This is a genomic window from Rhodococcus sp. AW25M09 (assembly GCF_000333955.1).
Classification (GTDB): Bacteria; Actinomycetota; Actinomycetes; order Mycobacteriales; family Mycobacteriaceae; genus Rhodococcoides.
Genome location: NZ_CAPS01000082.1, coordinates 11961 through 30907 on the forward strand (window position 1 = coordinate 11961; position 18947 = coordinate 30907).

At 64.6% G+C, this 18947-nt stretch carries 13 protein-coding genes; 4 read left to right on the top strand and 9 right to left on the bottom strand.

The annotated features are described in order from the left end of the window. Positions 1–5 precede the first annotated feature (5 nt). From RHODMAR_RS16680 to RHODMAR_RS16700, 5 genes are all read right to left on the bottom strand, one after another. A complete protein-coding gene (locus tag RHODMAR_RS16680; protein ID WP_081606024.1) occupies positions 6–1430 on the bottom strand; it encodes a replication-associated recombination protein A in 1425 nt (474 codons plus the stop codon). Between the two features lie 61 nt (positions 1431–1491). Further along, positions 1492–2661, bottom strand: coding sequence for a phosphotransferase (locus RHODMAR_RS16685; protein ID WP_008716628.1), 1170 nt, complete (start codon positions 2659–2661; stop codon positions 1492–1494). Between the two features lie 155 nt (positions 2662–2816). Next, a complete protein-coding gene (locus tag RHODMAR_RS16690; protein ID WP_008716630.1) occupies positions 2817–3761 on the bottom strand; it encodes a transglutaminase family protein in 945 nt (314 codons plus the stop codon). Beyond that, positions 3761–6427 carry a circularly permuted type 2 ATP-grasp protein gene (locus RHODMAR_RS16695; RefSeq protein WP_008716632.1) on the bottom strand — a complete coding sequence of 889 codons (2667 nt, stop codon included), beginning with the start codon at positions 6425–6427 and terminating at the stop codon, positions 3761–3763. Before RHODMAR_RS16695 ends, RHODMAR_RS16690 begins: the two co-directional genes overlap by 1 nt. Before the next feature lie 152 nt (positions 6428–6579). Continuing rightward, on the bottom strand, positions 6580–9969 hold the full coding sequence (locus RHODMAR_RS16700; protein ID WP_042939619.1) for a transglutaminase family protein: 3390 nt from the start codon (positions 9967–9969) through the stop codon (positions 6580–6582). Between the two features lie 229 nt (positions 9970–10198). Between RHODMAR_RS16700 and RHODMAR_RS16705 the strand changes: the two genes are divergently transcribed. Further along, a complete protein-coding gene (locus RHODMAR_RS16705) occupies positions 10199–11179 on the top strand; it encodes a hypothetical protein (RefSeq protein ID WP_008716636.1) in 981 nt (326 codons plus the stop codon). A 320-nt stretch (positions 11180–11499) separates the two neighbouring features. Next, entirely contained in the window at positions 11500–12543 is a 1044-nt protein-coding gene (locus RHODMAR_RS16710; RefSeq protein WP_008716638.1) for a hypothetical protein, read from the top strand. 75 nt (positions 12544–12618) lie between these two features. On the opposite strand, the gene aspS is transcribed toward RHODMAR_RS16710, so the two are convergent. Further along, on the bottom strand, positions 12619–14409 hold the full coding sequence (aspS, locus tag RHODMAR_RS16715; protein WP_008716640.1) for an aspartate--tRNA ligase: 1791 nt from the start codon (positions 14407–14409) through the stop codon (positions 12619–12621). Positions 14410–14578: 169 nt separating this feature from the next. Here aspS and ypfJ point away from each other — a divergent pair, with 169 nt between their 5' ends. Beyond that, positions 14579–15496, top strand: a complete 918-nt coding sequence (gene ypfJ, locus RHODMAR_RS16720) for a KPN_02809 family neutral zinc metallopeptidase (RefSeq protein ID WP_042939622.1) — start codon at positions 14579–14581, stop codon at positions 15494–15496. Positions 15497–15507: 11 nt separating this feature from the next. On the opposite strand, the gene RHODMAR_RS16725 is transcribed toward ypfJ, so the two are convergent. Next, on the bottom strand, positions 15508–16536 hold the full coding sequence (locus RHODMAR_RS16725) for an Rv2578c family radical SAM protein (protein WP_042939609.1): 1029 nt from the start codon (positions 16534–16536) through the stop codon (positions 15508–15510). 124 nt (positions 16537–16660) lie between these two features. Between RHODMAR_RS16725 and RHODMAR_RS16730 the strand changes: the two genes are divergently transcribed. Further along, positions 16661–17131 (top strand): DUF3237 domain-containing protein, encoded by a 471-nt coding sequence (locus tag RHODMAR_RS16730; RefSeq protein WP_008716645.1) that lies wholly within the window; start codon positions 16661–16663, stop codon positions 17129–17131. A 9-nt stretch (positions 17132–17140) separates the two neighbouring features. Here the strand turns inward: RHODMAR_RS16730 and RHODMAR_RS16735 are convergent, their stop codons facing one another. Both RHODMAR_RS16735 and hisS read right to left on the bottom strand, forming a co-directional pair. After that, positions 17141–17797: a hypothetical protein gene (locus tag RHODMAR_RS16735; RefSeq protein ID WP_442970061.1), complete on the bottom strand. Its 657-nt coding sequence runs from the start codon at positions 17795–17797 to the stop codon at positions 17141–17143. Further along, positions 17769–18947: histidine--tRNA ligase (gene hisS / locus RHODMAR_RS16740; RefSeq protein WP_008716649.1), on the bottom strand; the 1179-nt coding region annotated here is incomplete at its 5' end. The genes RHODMAR_RS16735 and hisS, both read right to left, overlap by 29 nt.

Here is an 18947-nt window from a genome sequence, read left to right on the forward strand (position 1 = left end):
AGGGCCTATCGGCCGCGGATGATTCGACGCAGTTTGCCCACCCTGGTCGCTATTTCTCGCTCGGCGCCGTGCTCGGTGGGCTCGTAATAGTTCACGCCCACCAGTTCGTCCGGCGGATATTGCTGGCCCAGCACGCCGCCCGGACTGCTGTGCGGGTACCGATATCCGACAGCGTTTCCCAGTCCCTGAGCTCCCTTGTAGTGCCCGTCGCGTAGATGTGGCGGAACCGATCCCGACTTGCCCGCGGCAACGTCGGCCATCGCAGCACCGAGGGCAGCGATCACCGCGCCTGATTTCGGCGCGGTGGCCAGGTGGATCGTCGCCTGTGCCAAAGCCAGCCGTGCTTCGGGCATTCCGATCATCTGCACGGCGTTCGCTGCGGCCGTCGCCGTTTGCAGCGCTGTGGGATCGGCCATTCCGATGTCTTCGCTGGCGTGCACCACGAGCCGTCGAGCGATGAACCGCGGGTCCTCGCCGGCAGTGATCATCCGCGCCAGATAGTGCAGCGCGGCATCGACGTCGGAGCCTCGGATCGATTTGATGAACGCACTGATGACGTCGTAGTGCTGATCGCCGTCGCGGTCGTAGCGCACCGCGGCCTTGTCGACGCTGGCCTCGACGGTCGCCAGATCGACCACACCGTCGGTCGCCGCGCCTGCCGCCGCTTCGAGTGCCGTCAGTGCTCGGCGCGCATCACCGGCCGCAAGCCGAACGAGGTGGTCCATCGCGTCCTCGTCGATGGTCACTGCACCATCGAGACCACGAGGGTCGTTGGCGGCGCGGCTCAACAACAGTTCGATGTCCTCGGACCCCAGCGGCTGCAACTGCAACACCAGTGACCGCGACAGCAGCGGCGACACGACCGAGAACGACGGATTCTCCGTCGTGGCAGCCACCAGCAACACGATTCGATTCTCGACGGCCGCAAGCAGCGCATCCTGCTGCGTCTTGGAAAAGCGGTGCACCTCGTCGATGAACAGCACCGTCTGCTCACCCGACAGCAACCTGCGTCGAGCAAGTTCTATGACGTTGCGCACTTCCTTGACACCGGCCGACAACGCCGACAGCGCCTCGAACTTTCTTCCGGTCGCCCCGGAGATCAACGATGCGAGAGTCGTCTTACCCGTGCCAGGAGGGCCGTAGAGCATCACCGACGACGCGCCCGATCCCTCGACGAGCCGACGCAGCGGCGCACCGGGAGCCAGTAGATGAGATTGCCCGACCACCTCGTCGAGGGTCGTCGGCCGCATTCTCACCGCCAGCGGCGCGTCGGGCCTGGTGTACGTCGGGGTGGGGCGCGATTCGGCGATCGTCGTCTCGGGCGGTGCGGGTGTGTCGAAGAGTCCGTCGCCGGACTCGTCGCTGCTCGAGATGTCGCTGCTCGAGATGTCGCTGCTCGAGATGTCACTGCCCGAGATGTCACTTCCCATGCCGCCGCTCACCGGTCGAACGCTACCGACAGAGCTTCCCCCAACGCGAACGACGTCGTCGCTACCGTTCCCACTTCGCTCGCAGTGCGGTCACGACCGACGCGGCGTATTCGGCGATGCCGGTCTCGCCTGTCCGCTCCGCACTGTCGGCCAGCACCGCCCAGCGCGATATCAATGCCTGCGACCGCGGAACCGACAGGTGGTGCGCCCGGGCTGCCGCGATTCGTGTGTGGTCGTCGGGTAGGAACCAATACGTGCTCAGCCATACCCAGATCAGTCGCGCATCGAGGATCTTGGCTGCCATGACGGTGTCGTCGGCCAACGCCGGCCAGATGCCCACGACCTCCGCACGCCAGGCGTCGATCATCGCTTGCTCGCGGTCGTACGAGAGCTCGAAACTGCACAGGCACCCGGGGAACGACGCCAGGGCGTAGGTGATGTCGAGAGTGGCATCTCGGAATCCGCCCCACTCGTAATCGAGAAAACGGACGCCTTCGTCGTTGACGATGATGTTGTCGGGGCACAGATCGGACGGGCTGAATGCGCGGAAAGTGCCGTGCGCAAACAGTCGCCCGCTTCGCGACACGCGATCGAGAAGTGCATCCGGGGTCGAACCGACGCCCAGGAAGTCGGTGAGCAGGCCGGGGACCTGGGCGAGGGCGTCGGGAATCTGCGCCGAGATTCCGTCGGTGGAGTCCGGCTGTCCGACGCGGCGCAGCAGGGCGGCAAAATCGTCCTCTCGGCCGACGGTTGCAGCATGCATTCGACCCAGCGCCTGAGCCATGGCCATCAACGAGTTGGTCACCGCGGATGCGTCCGAATTCCGCAACAGCGTGGTGATCGGACTGGCGTCACCGAGGTCGCTGAGTACGAGCAGCCGAGCGTCCAGATCGTAGGCGTGCAATTCCGGGCCAGGCCTGCTGTCGGTGGCAAGCGCATTGGCGAATTGATACGACGCCGCCTCGCGCAGAAATGCAGTCGAGCCCGTGCTGTCGGCGAGGTCGGCATGCAGCTCGGATTGGCCCGGCACATCACGCACCTGCTTGAGCACCAACGTGCGGGGTAGCTGGAAGGGGTTCTCCGAGACCCTGACTCGTAACACGATCGCCTGGCCACTACCCCCCAGATCGACCGGGTCGATCAACGTCACCGAAGCTCCGGTGCGTTTGGTGAGCAGTCGCTGAGCTGCTGCTACTACCTCTGATACAGGGTCTGCCAGTGTTGCGGTCATCGATATCCAAGCTACCCGTTCGCTGCGTTCTGCTGTGCTGTGTCGACGACTACGAATGGGACACGTTTGTCCGTTTTGCGGATTTTCACACGCCACACCCCCAGATTCGACCAGATGGTCGGTTACCCCCGAACCATCGAATTATGCAGGGTTCGCTACTGCGGTGCAACGTCGACCGACACTGCGATCGTGCTCTTCTCGGCCTCGGTGTAGATCACCCCGCGTAGCGGAGGCACGTCGACGTAGTCCCGCCCCCATGCCACGGTCGCGTACCTCTCGTCGACGAGTTGATCGTTGGTCGGATCGAATGCGAGCCATCGATCGTTGGGCATCCACACAGCGGCCCACGCATGGGTGGCGTCGACTCCGATCATCCGTTCCTTGCCAGGCGGAGGTTCGGTCGCCAGATACCCCGATACGTACCGCGCGGCGAGTCCCTGCGACCGCAGACAGGCGATGGCCAGTCGCGCGAAATCCTGACAGACACCCGACCGTGCAGCGAGTACGTCTACCACGGTGGTCGAGACAGTCGTCGAACCGGAAAGATATCGGAAATCCGTGAATATTCGATGCGTCAGGTCGACGATCACATCGGCGAGTGGACGACCGGGCCAGAAGCTCGGTGACGCGTACGCACGAACCTCGTCGGTGATCTCCGGAGTAGGAAGATCCAGCGCGAATTCCACTGCGGACGCGCGAGCGGGATCGGACGGCACATTCGCGCCCAACCCCGATGCTTCGCCGGCAGAGCCTGCGTTGACCGTGCTCCCGAACGGGGCCATCCGAGCAGATTCCCAGGCTGCGGTAGCGGGCCACGACGTGGTCTCGTCCACCGGCCGCGGATAGACCTCGACCAGTGAATCGGCCGTGACCACCAACGTCTCGTGGTCGTAGGACACATGGAAATACACGTCCTCGTTGCCGTAGACGTCCACCCCGAAGGACTGATCCGTGGGCGGCGGCTCCACCGTGACCGACTTCTCCACACAGTGCTGGCCGTCCATGTCGCGCGGCGCAAGAAAACCGCGTCCGTACGAGGAAGTCACGCGATCGGAGTAGGTGTAGGTGGTGATGTGCTTGATTCGGTACCGACGGCTCATCACCGCACCCCGCTTCCGGTGTTCGAGCTGCCCCACAGCGGCTGGGTGCCGCCCGGCAACGACATGTGCGTCGCGAGGACCACCCGGGACAACTCCTCGAGCGAGTCGTGGATTCCGTCGACCAACTCGATCAGCTCCACGCGACGACCGTCCGCGTCGACCGATTCGAGCTCACCCGGGTCGACGCGCCGCAACCGCACCCGCATCTGCTCGACGAGTTGCTCGGGGCGTGAGGTACCCGACGCGTCCGGCAACGAACCGAGATCGTCTCTGAGGCGATCGAGCTGGTAGACCAATGCTCGCGGATTTCCCTCGTCGAACAACAACAGTTGTGCAACGGCGGCCGGCCTTGCCCGGCCGCTGTTGCGTCGGCGATAGATCACCGAGGACTCGGCTGCCGACAACACCGAATCGATGACTGCTTGCTCTGTGGACGGCGTGAGTGCATGGCTGAGGGTTGCCGACAGCAATGCTGTCAGTTGCAGCCCACGCTCGATCCTCTTGCCCGCATCCATGAGGTACCAGCCGGCATCTCGAACCATCGACTCCGACGCCAGACCGGACAGGGAGAGCAGGCCTCGAAGCACACTCGACTGGGACGAAGACAGCTGTGCTCCGTTGTTGACGGCGGTGTCGGCCAACTCTTCGAGCGCGGTGTCGATTCGGTTGAGCACCACCCAGGTGTCGTTCGAGAGCTGGTCGCGTACCGCACGTGCCGCCTGCTGCATTCGATCGACCGACTGCGCCAACGAACCGAGACGGTCGGGCGAGAGCATCAGCGACCGCATTTCCACGATCGCGTCGGCGCGAATGTTCTCGTCGAAGAAACCGGGCTGCGTGCCCGACACTTTGGTGACGGCTTCGAGCAGGATCGGCAGACTGTCGCTGCCGTCGAGCCATGGCATCGAGCGGTAGTCCTGATCGCGCTCGCGCGCGGCGATGAGCAGACGGGTCATGTCCTCGGCACGCTCGGTGTAGCGGCCGAACCAGAACAGATCTCCCAGCACACGCGGCGAGCTGACCACCTCGACATTCGACGCGGCGTACTGCGGCAACTCTTCCACCGTGGCAGGCGGGGTGTGCGGAGCAGAATCGGCAGGAGTGACTCGTTCGACAGACTTGACCCACACGTCCTTCGAGGCCACGGTCATCAGTGGTTCGGTGACCGGAGCCGTGATCACCACTTGCCCCAGGCCGCCGCGCATCGGTGTGTAGCCGATCCGCTGCGCCACCGTGAACAGGCGCATCCCGACCTGCGCGGGGGCAACGGGAAGCTGCTGCCCCGATCCGCCCCACGACGAACCGACCGGAGCCAGCGAGAATTCCGGCACCTCTTGGCCGGTCCACTTCCACGGCTCGGCCTCGATCCGATCCCACAATTCGCGAGCTGCAAGGTCCGTGAGATCGTGCCCCACGATCGTCCGACGTGACGTCGTCGAGCGCAGTACCAGCGAGCGCAGTCGGGATTTCATGTGCGAGAGCGCACTCGAATGGCCACCCCAGTAGGTTTGCACCGAACCGAGCATCAGATCCTCGTCCAACAGCGCCCGGCTCAACGCCGGCAGCAGCGGCACCAGGGCTGGGTTCTCGAGCACACCACTGCCGAGGGTGTTGACCACGCTGACCGCACCGCGCCGCAACACCTCGACCAGACCCACGATGCCCAAGTGCGAATCGGGGCGTAGATCGAGTGGATCCACGAACTCGGCGTCGACTCGACGCAGCACCACATCCACCCGCCGCAACATGCCGAGCGAGCGCATCCACAGACAGCCGTCCCGAACCACGAGATCGGCATTTTCGACGAGCGGAAAGCCGAGAACAGTGGCGAGATACGCCTGATCGAACGCAGTCTCGGAATGCGAACCCGGGGTCAACACCACGACTACCGGATCCTCTGCCGATGCGGGCGCAACATCGCGGAGAGCCAGCCGCACAGCACGAGCGAAGGTCGACAGTGGCCTGGGATTGCTCGCCTGGAACAACTCTGGGATCGCCCGCGACATGACGCGCCGATCCGCCAGCGCGTACCCCACCCCGGACGGTGCCTGGGTCCGGTCCGCTACGACGCGAAATTGGCCGTCGGACCCACGAGCGACGTCGGCGGCATGCATGAACAATTGATGCGGCCCGGGAACCGTGATTGCGTGAACGGTCCGCAGATAACCAGGGCTACCGAAGATCAGCTCCGGGGGAATCAGGCCTCGCCGAATGGTCTCCTGCGCACCGTATATGTCGGTCAGTACCGCATCGAGCAACGTCGAACGCTGAACCAGGCCGGCTTCCAACCGATCCCACTCGTCGGCCGCTACCACCAGAGGGACGCTGTCCAAACCCCACCGGACAGCACTCGGAATGGTCTCGCCGCCGCCGGCTGGAATGGGGTTGTAGGTGATCCCGTGATCGTCGACCAGCCGGCTGACCCGAGACTGCAGGGTACGCATGGCCCCAGGGCCTGCCTCACGCATTCCGTCGACCAACTCGGCCCAGTGCGGGCGGACCTCGTCGTCGACGCCGAGCATCTCGTCGAACAGATTCAGCCGTCCGGTCAAGGCCTCGCGGCGACCGTGATATTCGAGCCACGGTGACACGGCATCGGCTTCGACGCCGTCGGCGTCGGCGTCGTTCCAGCCGGCCTCATTCTGGGCAGTATCCACGGGTGCCATCGAGCCGCTGTTCCTTCCGTCGGTCGATTACCGTCCGTCGCCGGGCGGTGACGACGGGCCGTAGCTACAGCCCGTCCGTCACCGAGATCGCCCATTGCGCGCCGGACCGTGATCGTTACCGGTCGACTCGTTCTTCTGTGCAGGCACACGCGTCAGGGCGTATGAACTCCCGTCCGGCGCAGATCCAGCATGCCCGGAGCGGTCACATCGATTGCCTGTCGAGCGTGCATCTCGAGCAATCTTGCTATGTCCACCTTCCCGGAGGTGAACCCACCCTCCTCGAAGCGGCCGTTGCGGCGCGCTTCGGCTTCGACCGAGTTGACGGGAGGACCGTCGTACGAGCGTCCGCCCGGATGCACCACGTGGTACGAGCAGCCACCCACCGCGCGCCCGGTTTGCATCTCCACGAGGTCGAAACGTAAAGGACTCTGCACCTCGATCGTCGGGTGCAGTGCGCTCGGCGGCTGCCACGCGCGGTAGCGCACTCCGGCGACCTGAACGTCCTGACGATCGGTGCGCAGCAGAGGCACCGGTACTCCGTTGCACGTCAACAAATAGCGACCCGCGTCGGCTCCGGCGACCTGAACCTGGATCCGCTCGACCGAGGAGTCCACGTAGCGCGCGGTACCCGAGGACGTCGATTCCTCACCGAGAGTGTTCCAGGGCTCGATCGCACCTCGCAGTTCGATCTCGGCATCTCCGACAACGGTTGTCCCGATCCTGGGGAATCTGAACTCGGTGAACGGGTCGAGCCAACTGGTGTCGAAGTCGATCCCGTGCTCGCGGAGGTCTTCGACGACACGGCCGATGTCGTTGATGACGAAGTGCGGCAGCATGTACCGACCGTGCAGGTTGGCGCCGTGCCGGATCAGAGGTGCCTCGAGAGGAGTGTCCCAGAACCGCGAGACCATCGATCGCACGAGCAACGACTGCACCATCGCCATCTGGTGATGCGGCGGCATCTCGAATCCGCGCAACTCGAGCAGTCCCAATCGGCCGCGAGTGGAGTCAGGGCTGTAGAGCTTGTCGATGCAGAACTCGGCGCGGTGGGTGTTGCCGGTGATGTCGGTGAGCAAGTGCCGCAGTGCCCGATCCACGACCCAGGGCGATGCCGATCGATCGGCATCGGTCAGCCGCTTGATCTCGCTGAACGCCACCTCGAGTTCGTAGAGCGATTCTTCGCGACCCTCGTCGGCGCGGGGTGCCTGCGACGTGGTTCCGATGAATCGACCCGAGAACAGGTACGAGAGCGATGGATGACGCTGCCAGTGCGTCAGCAGCGACACCAGCAGGTCGGGTCTGCGCAGCACCGGTGAATCGATCGGCGTCACGCCACCGAGCGTGATGTGATTTCCACCTCCGGTTCCGCGAGTGGTGCCGTCGTTGTCGAATCCCTCGGTGCTCAACCGGGATTTGCGGGCCTCGAGGTAGAGACGCTCCATCAGGTCGTTCTGCTCGGCCCACGATGAGGTCGGCTGAACGTTGACCTCGATCACGCCGGGATCCGGGGTGACGGTCAAGGTTTGGATACGTGGATCCGACGGCGGTCCGTAGCCCTCGATGACGACCGGGGTGTCGATGAGCGAGGCCGCCTGCTCGACGCGAGAGATGAGGTCGACGAAATCGTCCAACCGATCCATCGGGGGCATGAAGACGTGGAGGACGCCGTCGCGGACTTCGGCGACCAGCGCAGTGACAGCGGTGCCGCCGACCCCGGATGCCTCGTTCACCAATTTCGCATAGCGTGACTCGGCCGGGTTCACCGCACGCGGCGGCTGCTGGGTCAACTGCGGCGTAGGCAGATTCGGCATGGGCGCGGTGGGGTCGGCCGGGTTCTCTACCGGCCCACCATCCCAGGAGATCGCGCGTAAGGGCAATCGGAGCCCGGCTGGGGAATCGCCTTCCAGCAACACGATTCGGCCACGTCGAAGCTTCCAGTCCGAGCTCTCCCAACCGGAGCCGTCCTCGGTGCGAGAGATCGGCAGCACGAACGCCGCCGGCTCGTCGGTGCTCCCATCGAGCCGCTCGAGCAAGCGCTTTCTGGCATCTGCCGAATCGGCTCCCGGCTCGAGATCATCGTCGTCGGCCGGTGGGTCACCGTACGGCTGACGCACCAGATCCAACAGCTTGACCAGCGGGTCCTCGTAGGCCGGACGCGCCTGCGAGGCGGGCAGACCCAAGCCCTGGACCAGCTCGTCGATCAGTCGTTGCGATGCGGAGTGGTCAACGGGCTCCGGCCGCAGATCGTCCGCCAGCCAGGGATCGGCGATCAGATCGGAATCGTGCCACAGGGCCTGACCGTCGGTGCGCCAGAACATCCCCACCTGCCACCGCGGCAAGGGCTCGCCCGGGTACCACTTGCCCTGACTTCGCTGCACCAGACCGTCCGGTGCGTAGATCGTCCGAAGCCGCTCGGCCAGAACACTGGCCAACTTTCGCTTGTGTGGGCCGTCGGCAGTGGTGTTCCACTCGGGCGCTTCTTGATTCTCGATGGCGACGAACGTCGGCTCTCCGCCGACTGTCAAGCGAATGTCCTGACCCTGCATCCGCTCGTCGATCTTCTCGGCGGTGGCCTTGATCGACTCCCACTGATCGGCTGTGTAGGGCAACGTCGTGCGTGGGTCCTCGTGCACACGGACGACAGTGTTCGAGAAATCGAGTTCTGCCTTGCACTTGCTGGTCGCGCCGGAGATGGCGGCGGCGGTCGACGGATGTGGCGTTGCGGACAGCGGAATGTGGCCTTCGCCGGCGAACAGTCCGGAGGTCGGATCCATCCCTACCCAACCCGCGCCGGGGAGATACACCTCGGTCCATGCGTGCAGATCGGTGAAGTCCTCGACCGGTCCGGACGGACCGTCCAGAGACTTGACGTCCGAGGACAACTGAACGAGGTAGCCGGAGACGAAGCGCGCGGCGAGCCCCATCTGGCGCAGCACAGAGACCAGCAACCACGCGGAATCGCGACAGGATCCGACAGCGGACGTCAGGGTCAGGTCGGGTGTCTGCACACCGGGCTCCATCCGGACGGAGTATCCGACGTCACCCATCACAGCCTGGTTCGCCATCACGAGAAAATCGATGGTGCGCAACGACTCTCCGCGTTCGACGACCGCGGCCTGCAGCTTTTCGACCCAGGCCGAAACCACCGGGCCAGGACCCGAGCCTGCCTTGTCCTCGTCCACCGGACGCAGGTAAGGCTCGAGGTCGGGAAGATCGTGCTCTTCGTAGGCGAATCCGTAGTGCTCGGCCCATTCCTCGACGAAGAAGTCGAGGGGGTTGATCGACGCCATATCGGCGACGAGCCCGACGGTGATCGACAGATGGTCGGTTCGCTCGGGAAACACAACTCGAGCGAGGAAATTGCCGAACACGTCCTGCTGCCAATTGACGAAGTGCTCCGCTGGTTCGATCTTCAGCGAGTACGCCTCGATGGGTGTGCGCGAATGCGGTGCCGGCCGCAGACGAATCTCGTGCGGAAAGATCTTGACAGTGCGGTCGAACTTGTAGCTGGTGCGGTGTTCGAGTGCAACCTTGATGCCCACGGCGAGCCCCTCGTGATAGTCCCGGTATGGGTAGAACACACAACCCTAGTAGGACCGAGCCGGGTGCGCTCGGCAAGATCTTTCGTTGCGGACGCTGGGATGGAACATTCGGGACCGACGCGCCGTCCAAGTGCCGAGCGCCTTGACACACCGAACGGTCTGCGGTTCGCTCAGCCTGAAAATACGGACGAATCGTCGACGTACTTCGCCAGAGACTGAAGGGTAAAACGTGAGTGAGAACCCGCCCAATGGACCGCAATACGGTGGCGACCCCAATCCTGAGCAGCCGGATCCGAACAAACCGCAGACGCCCGGCAGTGGCTACCCACCGCCGCCCGGGAACTACCCACCCCAAGGCGGAGCACCCGGTGGCTACCCACCGCCGCCCGGGAACTACCCACCTCCCGGCAACTACCCACCCCAAGGCGGAGCACCCGGCGGCTACCCACCACCGCCCGGCAACTACCCACCTCCCGGCAACTACCCACCCCAGGGCGGAGCACCCGGCGGCTACCCACCACCGCCGAGCAATTTCGGCGGATCTCCCGGCTACGGTTCCGGTCCCATGCCGGGGACCCTCCGTGTGGGCGATGCGATTTCGTTCGGATGGAACCGGTTCAAGGGCAACGCTGGAGTCTGGATCGGAATTCTGGTGATCGCTGCGATCATTCAGGTCGCCATCAATTGGATATTCAGCGGTGACTCCGGTTCGATGGGCGACATGACGGCCGCCTTCACCGTTGTCACGATCATCGGCAGTTTCGTCTCGGTCGTCGTCGGATACCTGATCCAGGCGGCGCTCATCAGAGGTGCTCTGCACGAGGTGGACGGGAACAAGCCGAACTTTGCCTCGTTCTTCCAATTCACCAACGTCGTGCACATCATCCTGGCCAGCTTTCTGGTGGGAATCGCCGTCACTGTCGGGTTCGTCCTGCTGATCATCCCCGGCCTGATCATCCTGTTCCTGTCCTGGTGGACTCAGCAATTCGTGATCGATCGCAACGAAGACGCCGTCACGGCCTTCAAGTCCAGTTTCCGCGCCATCTCCTCGAATATGGGAACGGTCTTCGTACTGGCCCTCGCTCTGTTCGGCATCAACATCCTCGGCGCGATTCCCTGTGGGCTCGGCCTGCTGGTCACGATTCCGATCACGATCATCGCCTCGACCTATGCATATCGTGTGATCTCGACAAGCGCTGCGCCGTACTGACCGATTTCGTTCGGATCGCGACGAGCCAGGTCCTCGCAGAATCGATGCGCTCCGCTCGCGACGATCGGGACGAAGTGACTCGTCGGTTCGGTTCTCGTCGAGCAATCCTCGGTCGTGGTTCGACTGCAGGGCAGCCACAGGCTGCCCTGCAGTCCACGACGGGCTGGGACCGAACTGCAGCCGACGGGAACGCAAGCTCGAGCCGCCGAGCGCTCCGCATCGCTACGTGCACAAGCCGAGTCGATCTTGGGCAACTTCTCGGTGCGGGTGCTCGATCGGCGTACTGGGAGCAGGCGCACAACTCAGACCAGGAGGTCGACGTGAGCGACAACTCGCCCAACCAATCGCAGGACCCACACCAATCCGATCCTGCACGCAACGAACCACCCCACAATTGGCCGCCGCCCGCAGCACACAACCCGCCCCCCGGTGAGGGCCCACCACAGGCCGACTACCCACCCCAGGGGCCGCAGGGTGGCTACCCACCACCGCCCGGCAACTACCCACCGCCCGGCAACTACCCACCGCCCGGCAACTACCCACCGCCCGGCAACTATCCACCCCAAGGCGGAGCACCAGGCAACTACCCACCACCGCCCGGCAACTACCCACCCCCGCCCGCGAATTACGGGAACTACGGGAATCAGAACTTCGGACAGCGACCGCTGGGGCCCAATCCCGGACGCCTCGACGTCGGTGCCGCGCTGAGCTACGGCTTCGACAAATTCAAGGCGAATGCCGGACCCTGGCTCGGCATCACCGCCATAGTGTGGGCCGTCGGCGTCGTAGTGTTCATCGTCAGCTTCGCGTCGACTTTCGCCGCCGCGATCGCAGCGTCCGAGAACGGCGACACGGCGGTTGCTGCCACGACATCCAGCGTGGCCATCGTCATCGGTGCGGTAGCCACGTTTGTGTCCTACCTCGTCGGCGCCGCCTTCGTACGCGGAGCGTTGGACGAGACCGGAGAGCAGCCTGCGCCGTCGTTCGCTCGGTTCTTTCAGTTCACCAACGTTCCCCAGATTGCGATTCTGGCGCTGATCGGGACGGTGGTGAGCGTCGTGCTCGGGTTCATTCCGTTCGCGGGAACTGTGATCGACCTCGTCATCGGATTCCTACTCGCCTTCTCGCTGACTTTCCTGGTCGATCGCAACCAGTCCGCACTCGACTCCATCAAGTCGAGTGTCGATCTGACCGTCAAGAACATCGGACCGCTGGTGCTGCTCCTGCTGCTTCTCGCGGTGATCAATATCGTCGGCTTCTTGCTGTGCGGTTTGGGTCTGCTGGTGACCATCCCGGTCTCGGTGATCGCTACCAACTACGCCTACCGCGTGCTCACCGGAGGACCGCTGTCCCCCGCTCGCTGATCCGATCCACTCGACAGACGAATGTCCCCGTAGCGCCGGCGCTACGGGGACATTCGTCGTCTGATCTACGAGCCGCTAGTTCGCCTCGGCCGGTGCGTCTTCCTTCTTCTCCGGCTTGAAGTCGATGCCCGATTCCTTGCGCTGCTGCGGAGTGATCGGTGCCGGTGCTTCGGTGAGGGGATCGATACCGCCACCGGATTTCGGAAACGCAATGACCTCGCGAATGGAATCCACTCCGGCGAGCAACGCCGTGATGCGATCCCAGCCGAAGGCAATTCCGCCGTGCGGCGGCGCGCCGTAGCTGAAGGCATCGAGGAGGAAGCCGAACTTCTCCTGCGCCTCGTCGTGGCCGATACCCATGATCGCGAACACCCGTTCCTGAATGTCCTTGCGGTGGATACGAATGCTGCCGCCGCCGATCTCGTTGCCGTTGCAGACGATGTCGTAGGCGTAGGCGAGCGCAGATCCCGGGTCGGTGTCGAACGTGTCGATCGACTCCGGCTTCGGCGACGTGAATGCGTGGTGCACAGCGGTCCACGCACCGGATCCGACGGCCACATCGCCGCTGGCGGTGGCGTCGGACGTGGGCTCGAACAGCGGGGCGTCGACGACCCACACGAAGGCCCAGGCCTTCGGATCGATCAGGTCGAGCTTGCGGGCGATCTCGCCGCGTACCGCTCCGAGCAGTCCGCGCGAGGCCTTGATCGGGCCGGCGGAAAAGAAGATCGCATCGCCGTTGTTCGCACCGACGTGCGCAGCGAGTCCGTCACGCTCGGCATCGGTGAGGTTCTTCGCCACCGGACCGCCGAGTGTGCCGTCCTCTCCGACGAGAACGTATGCGAGTCCCTTGTGACCGCGCTGCTTGGCGAATTCCTGCCAGCGGTCCAACTGCTTGCGGGGCTGAGAGGCGCCACCGGGCATGACCACCGCACCGACGTACGGGGCCTGGAACACGCGGAAGGTGGTCTCGGAGAAGAAATCCGTGCACTCGACCAGTTCGATGTCGAATCGAAGATCTGGCTTGTCCGAACCGTAGCGGCGCATGGCCTCGGCGTAGGTGATGCGCGGAATCGGCGCGGTGAAGTGATGCCCGACGAGCTTCCACAGCGACGCCAGGATTTCCTCCGCCAACAGGATGATGTCGTCCTGAGTGACGAAGCTCATCTCGACATCGAGCTGGGTGAACTCCGGCTGGCGGTCGGCACGGAAGTCCTCGTCGCGGTAGCAGCGGGCGATTTGGTAGTAGCGTTCGATACCGCCGACCATCAGCAACTGCTTGAACAGCTGAGGGCTCTGCGGCAGGGCATAGAAGCTGCCCGGCTGCAGTCGGGCGGGTACCAGGAAGTCGCGTGCACCCTCCGGGGTGGATCGCGTCAGCGTCGGAGTCTCGACCTCGACGAACTCGTGATGAGCCAGGACCGAGCGGGCTGCGGCGTTCACTCGCGAGCGCAGGCGAATGGCCTGTCCGGGTCCCTCACGGCGCAGATCCAGGTATCGGTACTTCAGGCGCGCTTCTTCACCGGGCTGATCGTCGAGCTGGAACGGCAGCGGCGCAGCCTCGGACAGCACCTCGATCTCCGATGCCTCGACCTCGATCGCACCGGTGGGGATCTCGTAGTTGGCGTTGCCCTCGGGACGACCCTCGACCTTGCCGGTCACTTTCACGACGTACTCGGCGCGCAGGCGGTGCGCCTGCTCGAGTGCTGCTCCCTCACGGAAGACGACCTGAGACACGCCGGACGCGTCCCGCAGATCGATGAATATGACGCCGCCGTGATCGCGTCGACGGGCCACCCATCCCGTCAACGTCACGGTTCGGTCGACGTGCTCGGGGCGTAATGAGCCGGCGAGGTGGGTGCGCAGCACGGGTGTCCTTTCGAGAAAAATCCGCTGATCGTGTTCTTCGCTGACCGATCCTACGGAGGACATGACCATAGAAGGAAACGAGATCGTGCTCTCGCATGCGAAGCTATGGCCGACAGCGGCGATTTGTGTCCCCACCACAGCTGGGGGCTCGGCGGAGGGGAACTCCAACATGACGTTCAGAGAAGGCTCGCGGATGGAACGGGGCCGCGTCTCCGTCGGCGGTAGTGGCGGCGGCGGACGGGGCGGCAAACTGGCCCTCGGCGGCGGCGCAGGCGGCCTGATCATCATCGTCATAGCCCTGCTCTTCGGTGGCGATCCCGGCTCCATCCTCAATCAGATCAGCGGCGGCGACAGCTCCGCGGGACAGGTCGACTCCGGGACGTCCGGAACGCTCGAGTGTGAGGTCGCAGACGCGAACAGTAGCGTCGATTGCCGTATCGGGTTCACGGCCTCGAGCCTCGACACAGTCTGGGAATCGCAACTGCAGGCGCAGACCGGTGTCGCCTACGTCCAGCCCCCGGTACGAGAGTTCTCCGGATCGATCGACACCGGCTGCGGCAACGCCACCAGTGCCGTCGGACCGTTCTACTGCCCGGCCGATTCGACGGCGTACTTCGACACGAGTTTCTTCCAGGTTCTGGTCGATCAGTTCGGCTCCAGCGGTGGACCACTGGCGCAGGAATACGTGGTAGCGCACGAGATCGGCCATCACATCCAGAACCAGCTGGGCGACATCGGCCGGGCTCAGTCCGATCCGCAGGGCCCCGAGTCCGGCGGAGTGCGCGTGGAGCTGCAGGCAGATTGCTACGCCGGCATCTGGGCGCACTACGCATCCGACACGGTCGATCCGGACACCGGCGTGGCATTCCTCGAACCGCTGACCTCCACCGACATCGACGACGCCCTCTCGGCGGCATCGTCGGTGGGCGACGACCGCATCCAGCAGGCGTCCACCGGACGCGTCAACCCCGAGGGTTGGACCCACGGATCCTCCGCTCAGCGGCAGAAGTGGTTCACCGCGGGCTACGAGACCGGACAGGTAGCGGCGTGCGACACGTTCTCGGCGCGGGACCTCGACAATCCCTGAACGAGCCCCACTCAGAACAAGGTGAGGGCCGGGCCCGAACTGACCAACGCCGGAGGTTCGGCGGGCTCGTTCGCCGGCAACGAGCGGGTCTGGTCCGCCGCGAAGCCGTACTTGTCGAGCAACGGATCGATCCGCCCCCGCAGCCACTGCTTGTACTCGGGCGTCACGTACGCCCCGTGCCCGTACAGCTGTCGATAGCGCCGCACCAACGCGGGGTGCTCCTTCACCAGCCAGCTCATGTACCAGTCCTTCGTGCTGGACCGGAGATGCATCGGCAGGGCCGTCACACTGGTCGCTCCAGCCTCTGCCAATGCGCCGATCAGACCGTCGAACTGCTTGGCACCGTCGGTCAGGAACGGGATGACCGGTGCCACCAGTACCCCACAGTCCAGGCCTGCATCGCGCACCGCACGGATGAGATCCAATCGCGCTCGTGGACTGGGGGTTCCGGGCTCGAGCTGCTTCTGGAGATCGGCGTCGTGAATGGCCAGGCTGATGCTCACGTGCACGTCTACCTGTTGAGCGGCCAACGTCAACAGAGGCAGATCACGCCGGAGCAGTGTGCCTTTGGTGAGTATCGAGAACGGCGTAGCCGATTCGGTCAGTGCCCGAATGATGCCCGGCATCAACCGGTATCGGCCCTCCGCGCGTTGGTAGGGGTCGGTATTGGTACCCAGCGCGACCGGCTCACGCTTCCACGATCGGCGAGAAAGCTCTTTACGCAGCACGGCCGCCACGTTCGTCTTGACGACGATCTGCGAGTCGAAATCGTTGCCGGAGTCGAGATCCAGATATTCATGAGTCGGCCTCGCGAAGCAATATCGGCAGGCGTGCGAGCACCCGCGCATCGGGTTGACCGTCCACGAGAACGGCAGCTGCGATTCGCCCGGCACTTCGTTCAACGCGCTCTTGCACAGCACCTCGTGAAAGGTGATGCCCTCGAACTCGGGCGTCTGCACGCTACGGACCAGCCCGGATCGCTCGAGCCCCGGTAGCGCCCCGTCGTCGGCGGCGTCGAGAGTCTGACCGGCCCATCGCATGCACACAGTCGAACATTTGTTCTATCTGGTGTCAAGACCGGATCACACTCGCCGATCCCCGCTCGGGAGTGGTCGCTGGAAGGCGATAGCGTAGGCCCCCAGTCGATCCTAGGAGTGCACCGCCGTGACCGCCCCGAACACACCGACCCTCGAACCCATTCTGCGACTCGGGCTCACCCTCGGGCCCGCAATCGACATCGGTTCGGTGCCCGAGGGCGAACGGGTGGTCACCACCGTGATCGGCGGTGCCGCCCCAGGACCCGACATCGAGGGAACCCTCGCCGCCGGCTCGACCGTCGTGAGCGTGACGCGTCCGGACGGATGCACCGAATTCAGCAGCGACCTCGTACTGGAATTGGCAACCGGAGGCTACCTTTCCCTGGATTATCGCGGAGTCCAGTTCGGCCCGGCAGAGGTCATCGACGCCTTGAACGATCCCGAGCAGGATGTGGATCCCGCCACCTACTACTTCCGCGGAACCCTGCGAGTAGCGACGGCGGTCCCGAAGTTCACTTATCTCAACAGGGCCCTGGTCGTCACTTCCGGATCACGGTCGGCCGAGGCCGTCGTGCTCGACGCGTTCTTGGTGACCTGAGAATCCAGGTCAGTCGAGTAAGCGAGCGACCTCGCGGTCGGTCAGGGTCGCCTGCGGTGTGCGGCCCTTGCTGCGCACGAGTTCGATAGCGCGATAGAGCGGGCGCTCGTCCAATCCGGCGTCGCGTGCCTCGGCTCGCAGTTGATCCACCAGTACCGAAGCGATCGCTGCGGCCGGTACCAGTTCGGTGGTCCACAGCGAGTCGGCGAGAGTGCGCAGCGCAAGAATCGGCAGTTCGCGACCCCCACCGTTGGTGTACAGCGCCAACGGCAGCACGATGCGCGTGCGTCCGTCGTAGAGACGCAACGAAATCTGGTCGATTCGGGCCGTCCGAATCGTCAGCTCGGCCGTCACCACCTCGGGCATCTTCAGTCGGCGGGTGCGCAACCCCCGCGAGCACAGTTGCGGCCCGTCGAGCCACACTCCCCGGCGCAGACCCAGCCCGCCCGACACTGCTGCCGGACCACCGATCACCACGCCGACGAGAACTGCCACCCACACCGGCAGGAACAACGCCAGCACGACGGCGAGCACGACTCCGACCACGACCGAACCGAGCACGAGCTTGCGCAGCCGCGGGGCCAGGAAGTCCGCAGAGACCAGATCGAGGGCTACCGGACCCGGGTTGGGACGAGGCTCACCGGCCAAGGCGCGCCCCGAGGGCATCGACCACATCGGCCAGCGCGACGGTGTCCTGTTCGCCGTTCGAGAGGTCTTTCACCAGAACCGATTCCTCCGCCAGTTCCTGATCGCCCAGTACCAATGCATAACGGGCCCCGGATCGGTCGGCGGCCTTCATGGCACCCTTGATACCGCGATTTCCATAGGCCATGTCCACAGCAATTCCTCGCTCGCGCAACTGCGCCGCGATGTCGACGATCGCCAGTTTGGCACCGGCACCCATCGGAACGCCGAACACCTGGCACCGTGACGTCGTGCCCGCGGTCTTGCCCTCGGCCGCGAGCGCCAGGACGGTGCGGTCCACACCGAGACCGAATCCGATACCCGACAACGCCTGGCCGCCGAGCTGTTCCATCAGGCCGTCGTAGCGTCCGCCGCCGCCGATACCGGATTGCGCTCCGAGCCCGTCGTGCACGAACTCGAACGTCGTCTTGGTGTAGTAGTCCAAGCCGCGCACCATCCGTGGATTCACCAGATACGGGACGTTCATCACATCCAGGTAGGCCAACACCTCGTCGAAGTGTTCCTTCGCCGAGTCGGAGAGGTGATCGAGCATCAACGGTGCGTCCGCGGTCATCTCGCGCACCTCGGGTCGCTTGTCGTCGAGCACACGCAGTGGATTGATCTCGGCGCGGCGTCGGGTGTCCTCGTCCAATGGAAGAGCGAAGAGGAACTGCTGCAACAACTCTCGATACTGAGGGCGGCAGGTGTCGTCGCCGAGCGAGGTGATCTCGAGCCGAAAACCGGTGAGCCCGAGGGCCCGGAAACCAGCGTCGGCCACAGCGATGACCTCGGCATCCAGGGCCGGATCGTCGATGCCGATCGCTTCCACTCCCACCTGCTGGAGTTGCCGATACCGGCCGGCCTGCGGACGCTCGTAACGGAAGAACGGCCCGGCGTAGGCCAGTTTCACCGGCAACGCTCCCCGATCCAGCCCGTGCTCGATCACCGCACGCATGACGCCGGCAGTGCCCTCGGGACGCAGTGTCACCGACCGATCTCCACGATCGGAGAAGGTGTACATCTCCTTGCTCACCACGTCGGTCGACTCGCCGACGCCTCGGGCGAACAGCCCGGTGTCCTCGAAGATCGGCAGTTCGACGTGGCCGTAGCCGGCGTTGCGGGCGGCATCGAG

Excerpts from the sequence above, each read along its gene's own strand:
- RHODMAR_RS16680 (WP_081606024.1), bottom strand. The coding sequence starts at position 1,430 with ATGGGAAGTGACATCTCGGGCAGTGACATCTCGAGCAGCGACATCTCG.
- RHODMAR_RS16685 (WP_008716628.1), bottom strand. The coding sequence starts at position 2,661 with ATGACCGCAACACTGGCAGACCCTGTATCAGAGGTAGTAGCAGCAGCT.
- RHODMAR_RS16725 (WP_042939609.1), bottom strand. The coding sequence starts at position 16,536 with ATGCGATGGGCCGGTCAGACTCTCGACGCCGCCGACGACGGGGCGCTA.
- RHODMAR_RS16695 (WP_008716632.1), bottom strand. The coding sequence starts at position 6,427 with ATGGCACCCGTGGATACTGCCCAGAATGAGGCCGGCTGGAACGACGCC.
- ypfJ (WP_042939622.1), top strand. The coding sequence starts at position 14,579 with ATGACGTTCAGAGAAGGCTCGCGGATGGAACGGGGCCGCGTCTCCGTC.
- RHODMAR_RS16735 (WP_442970061.1), bottom strand. The coding sequence starts at position 17,797 with ATGCCCTCGGGGCGCGCCTTGGCCGGTGAGCCTCGTCCCAACCCGGGT.
- RHODMAR_RS16690 (WP_008716630.1), bottom strand. The coding sequence starts at position 3,761 with ATGAGCCGTCGGTACCGAATCAAGCACATCACCACCTACACCTACTCC.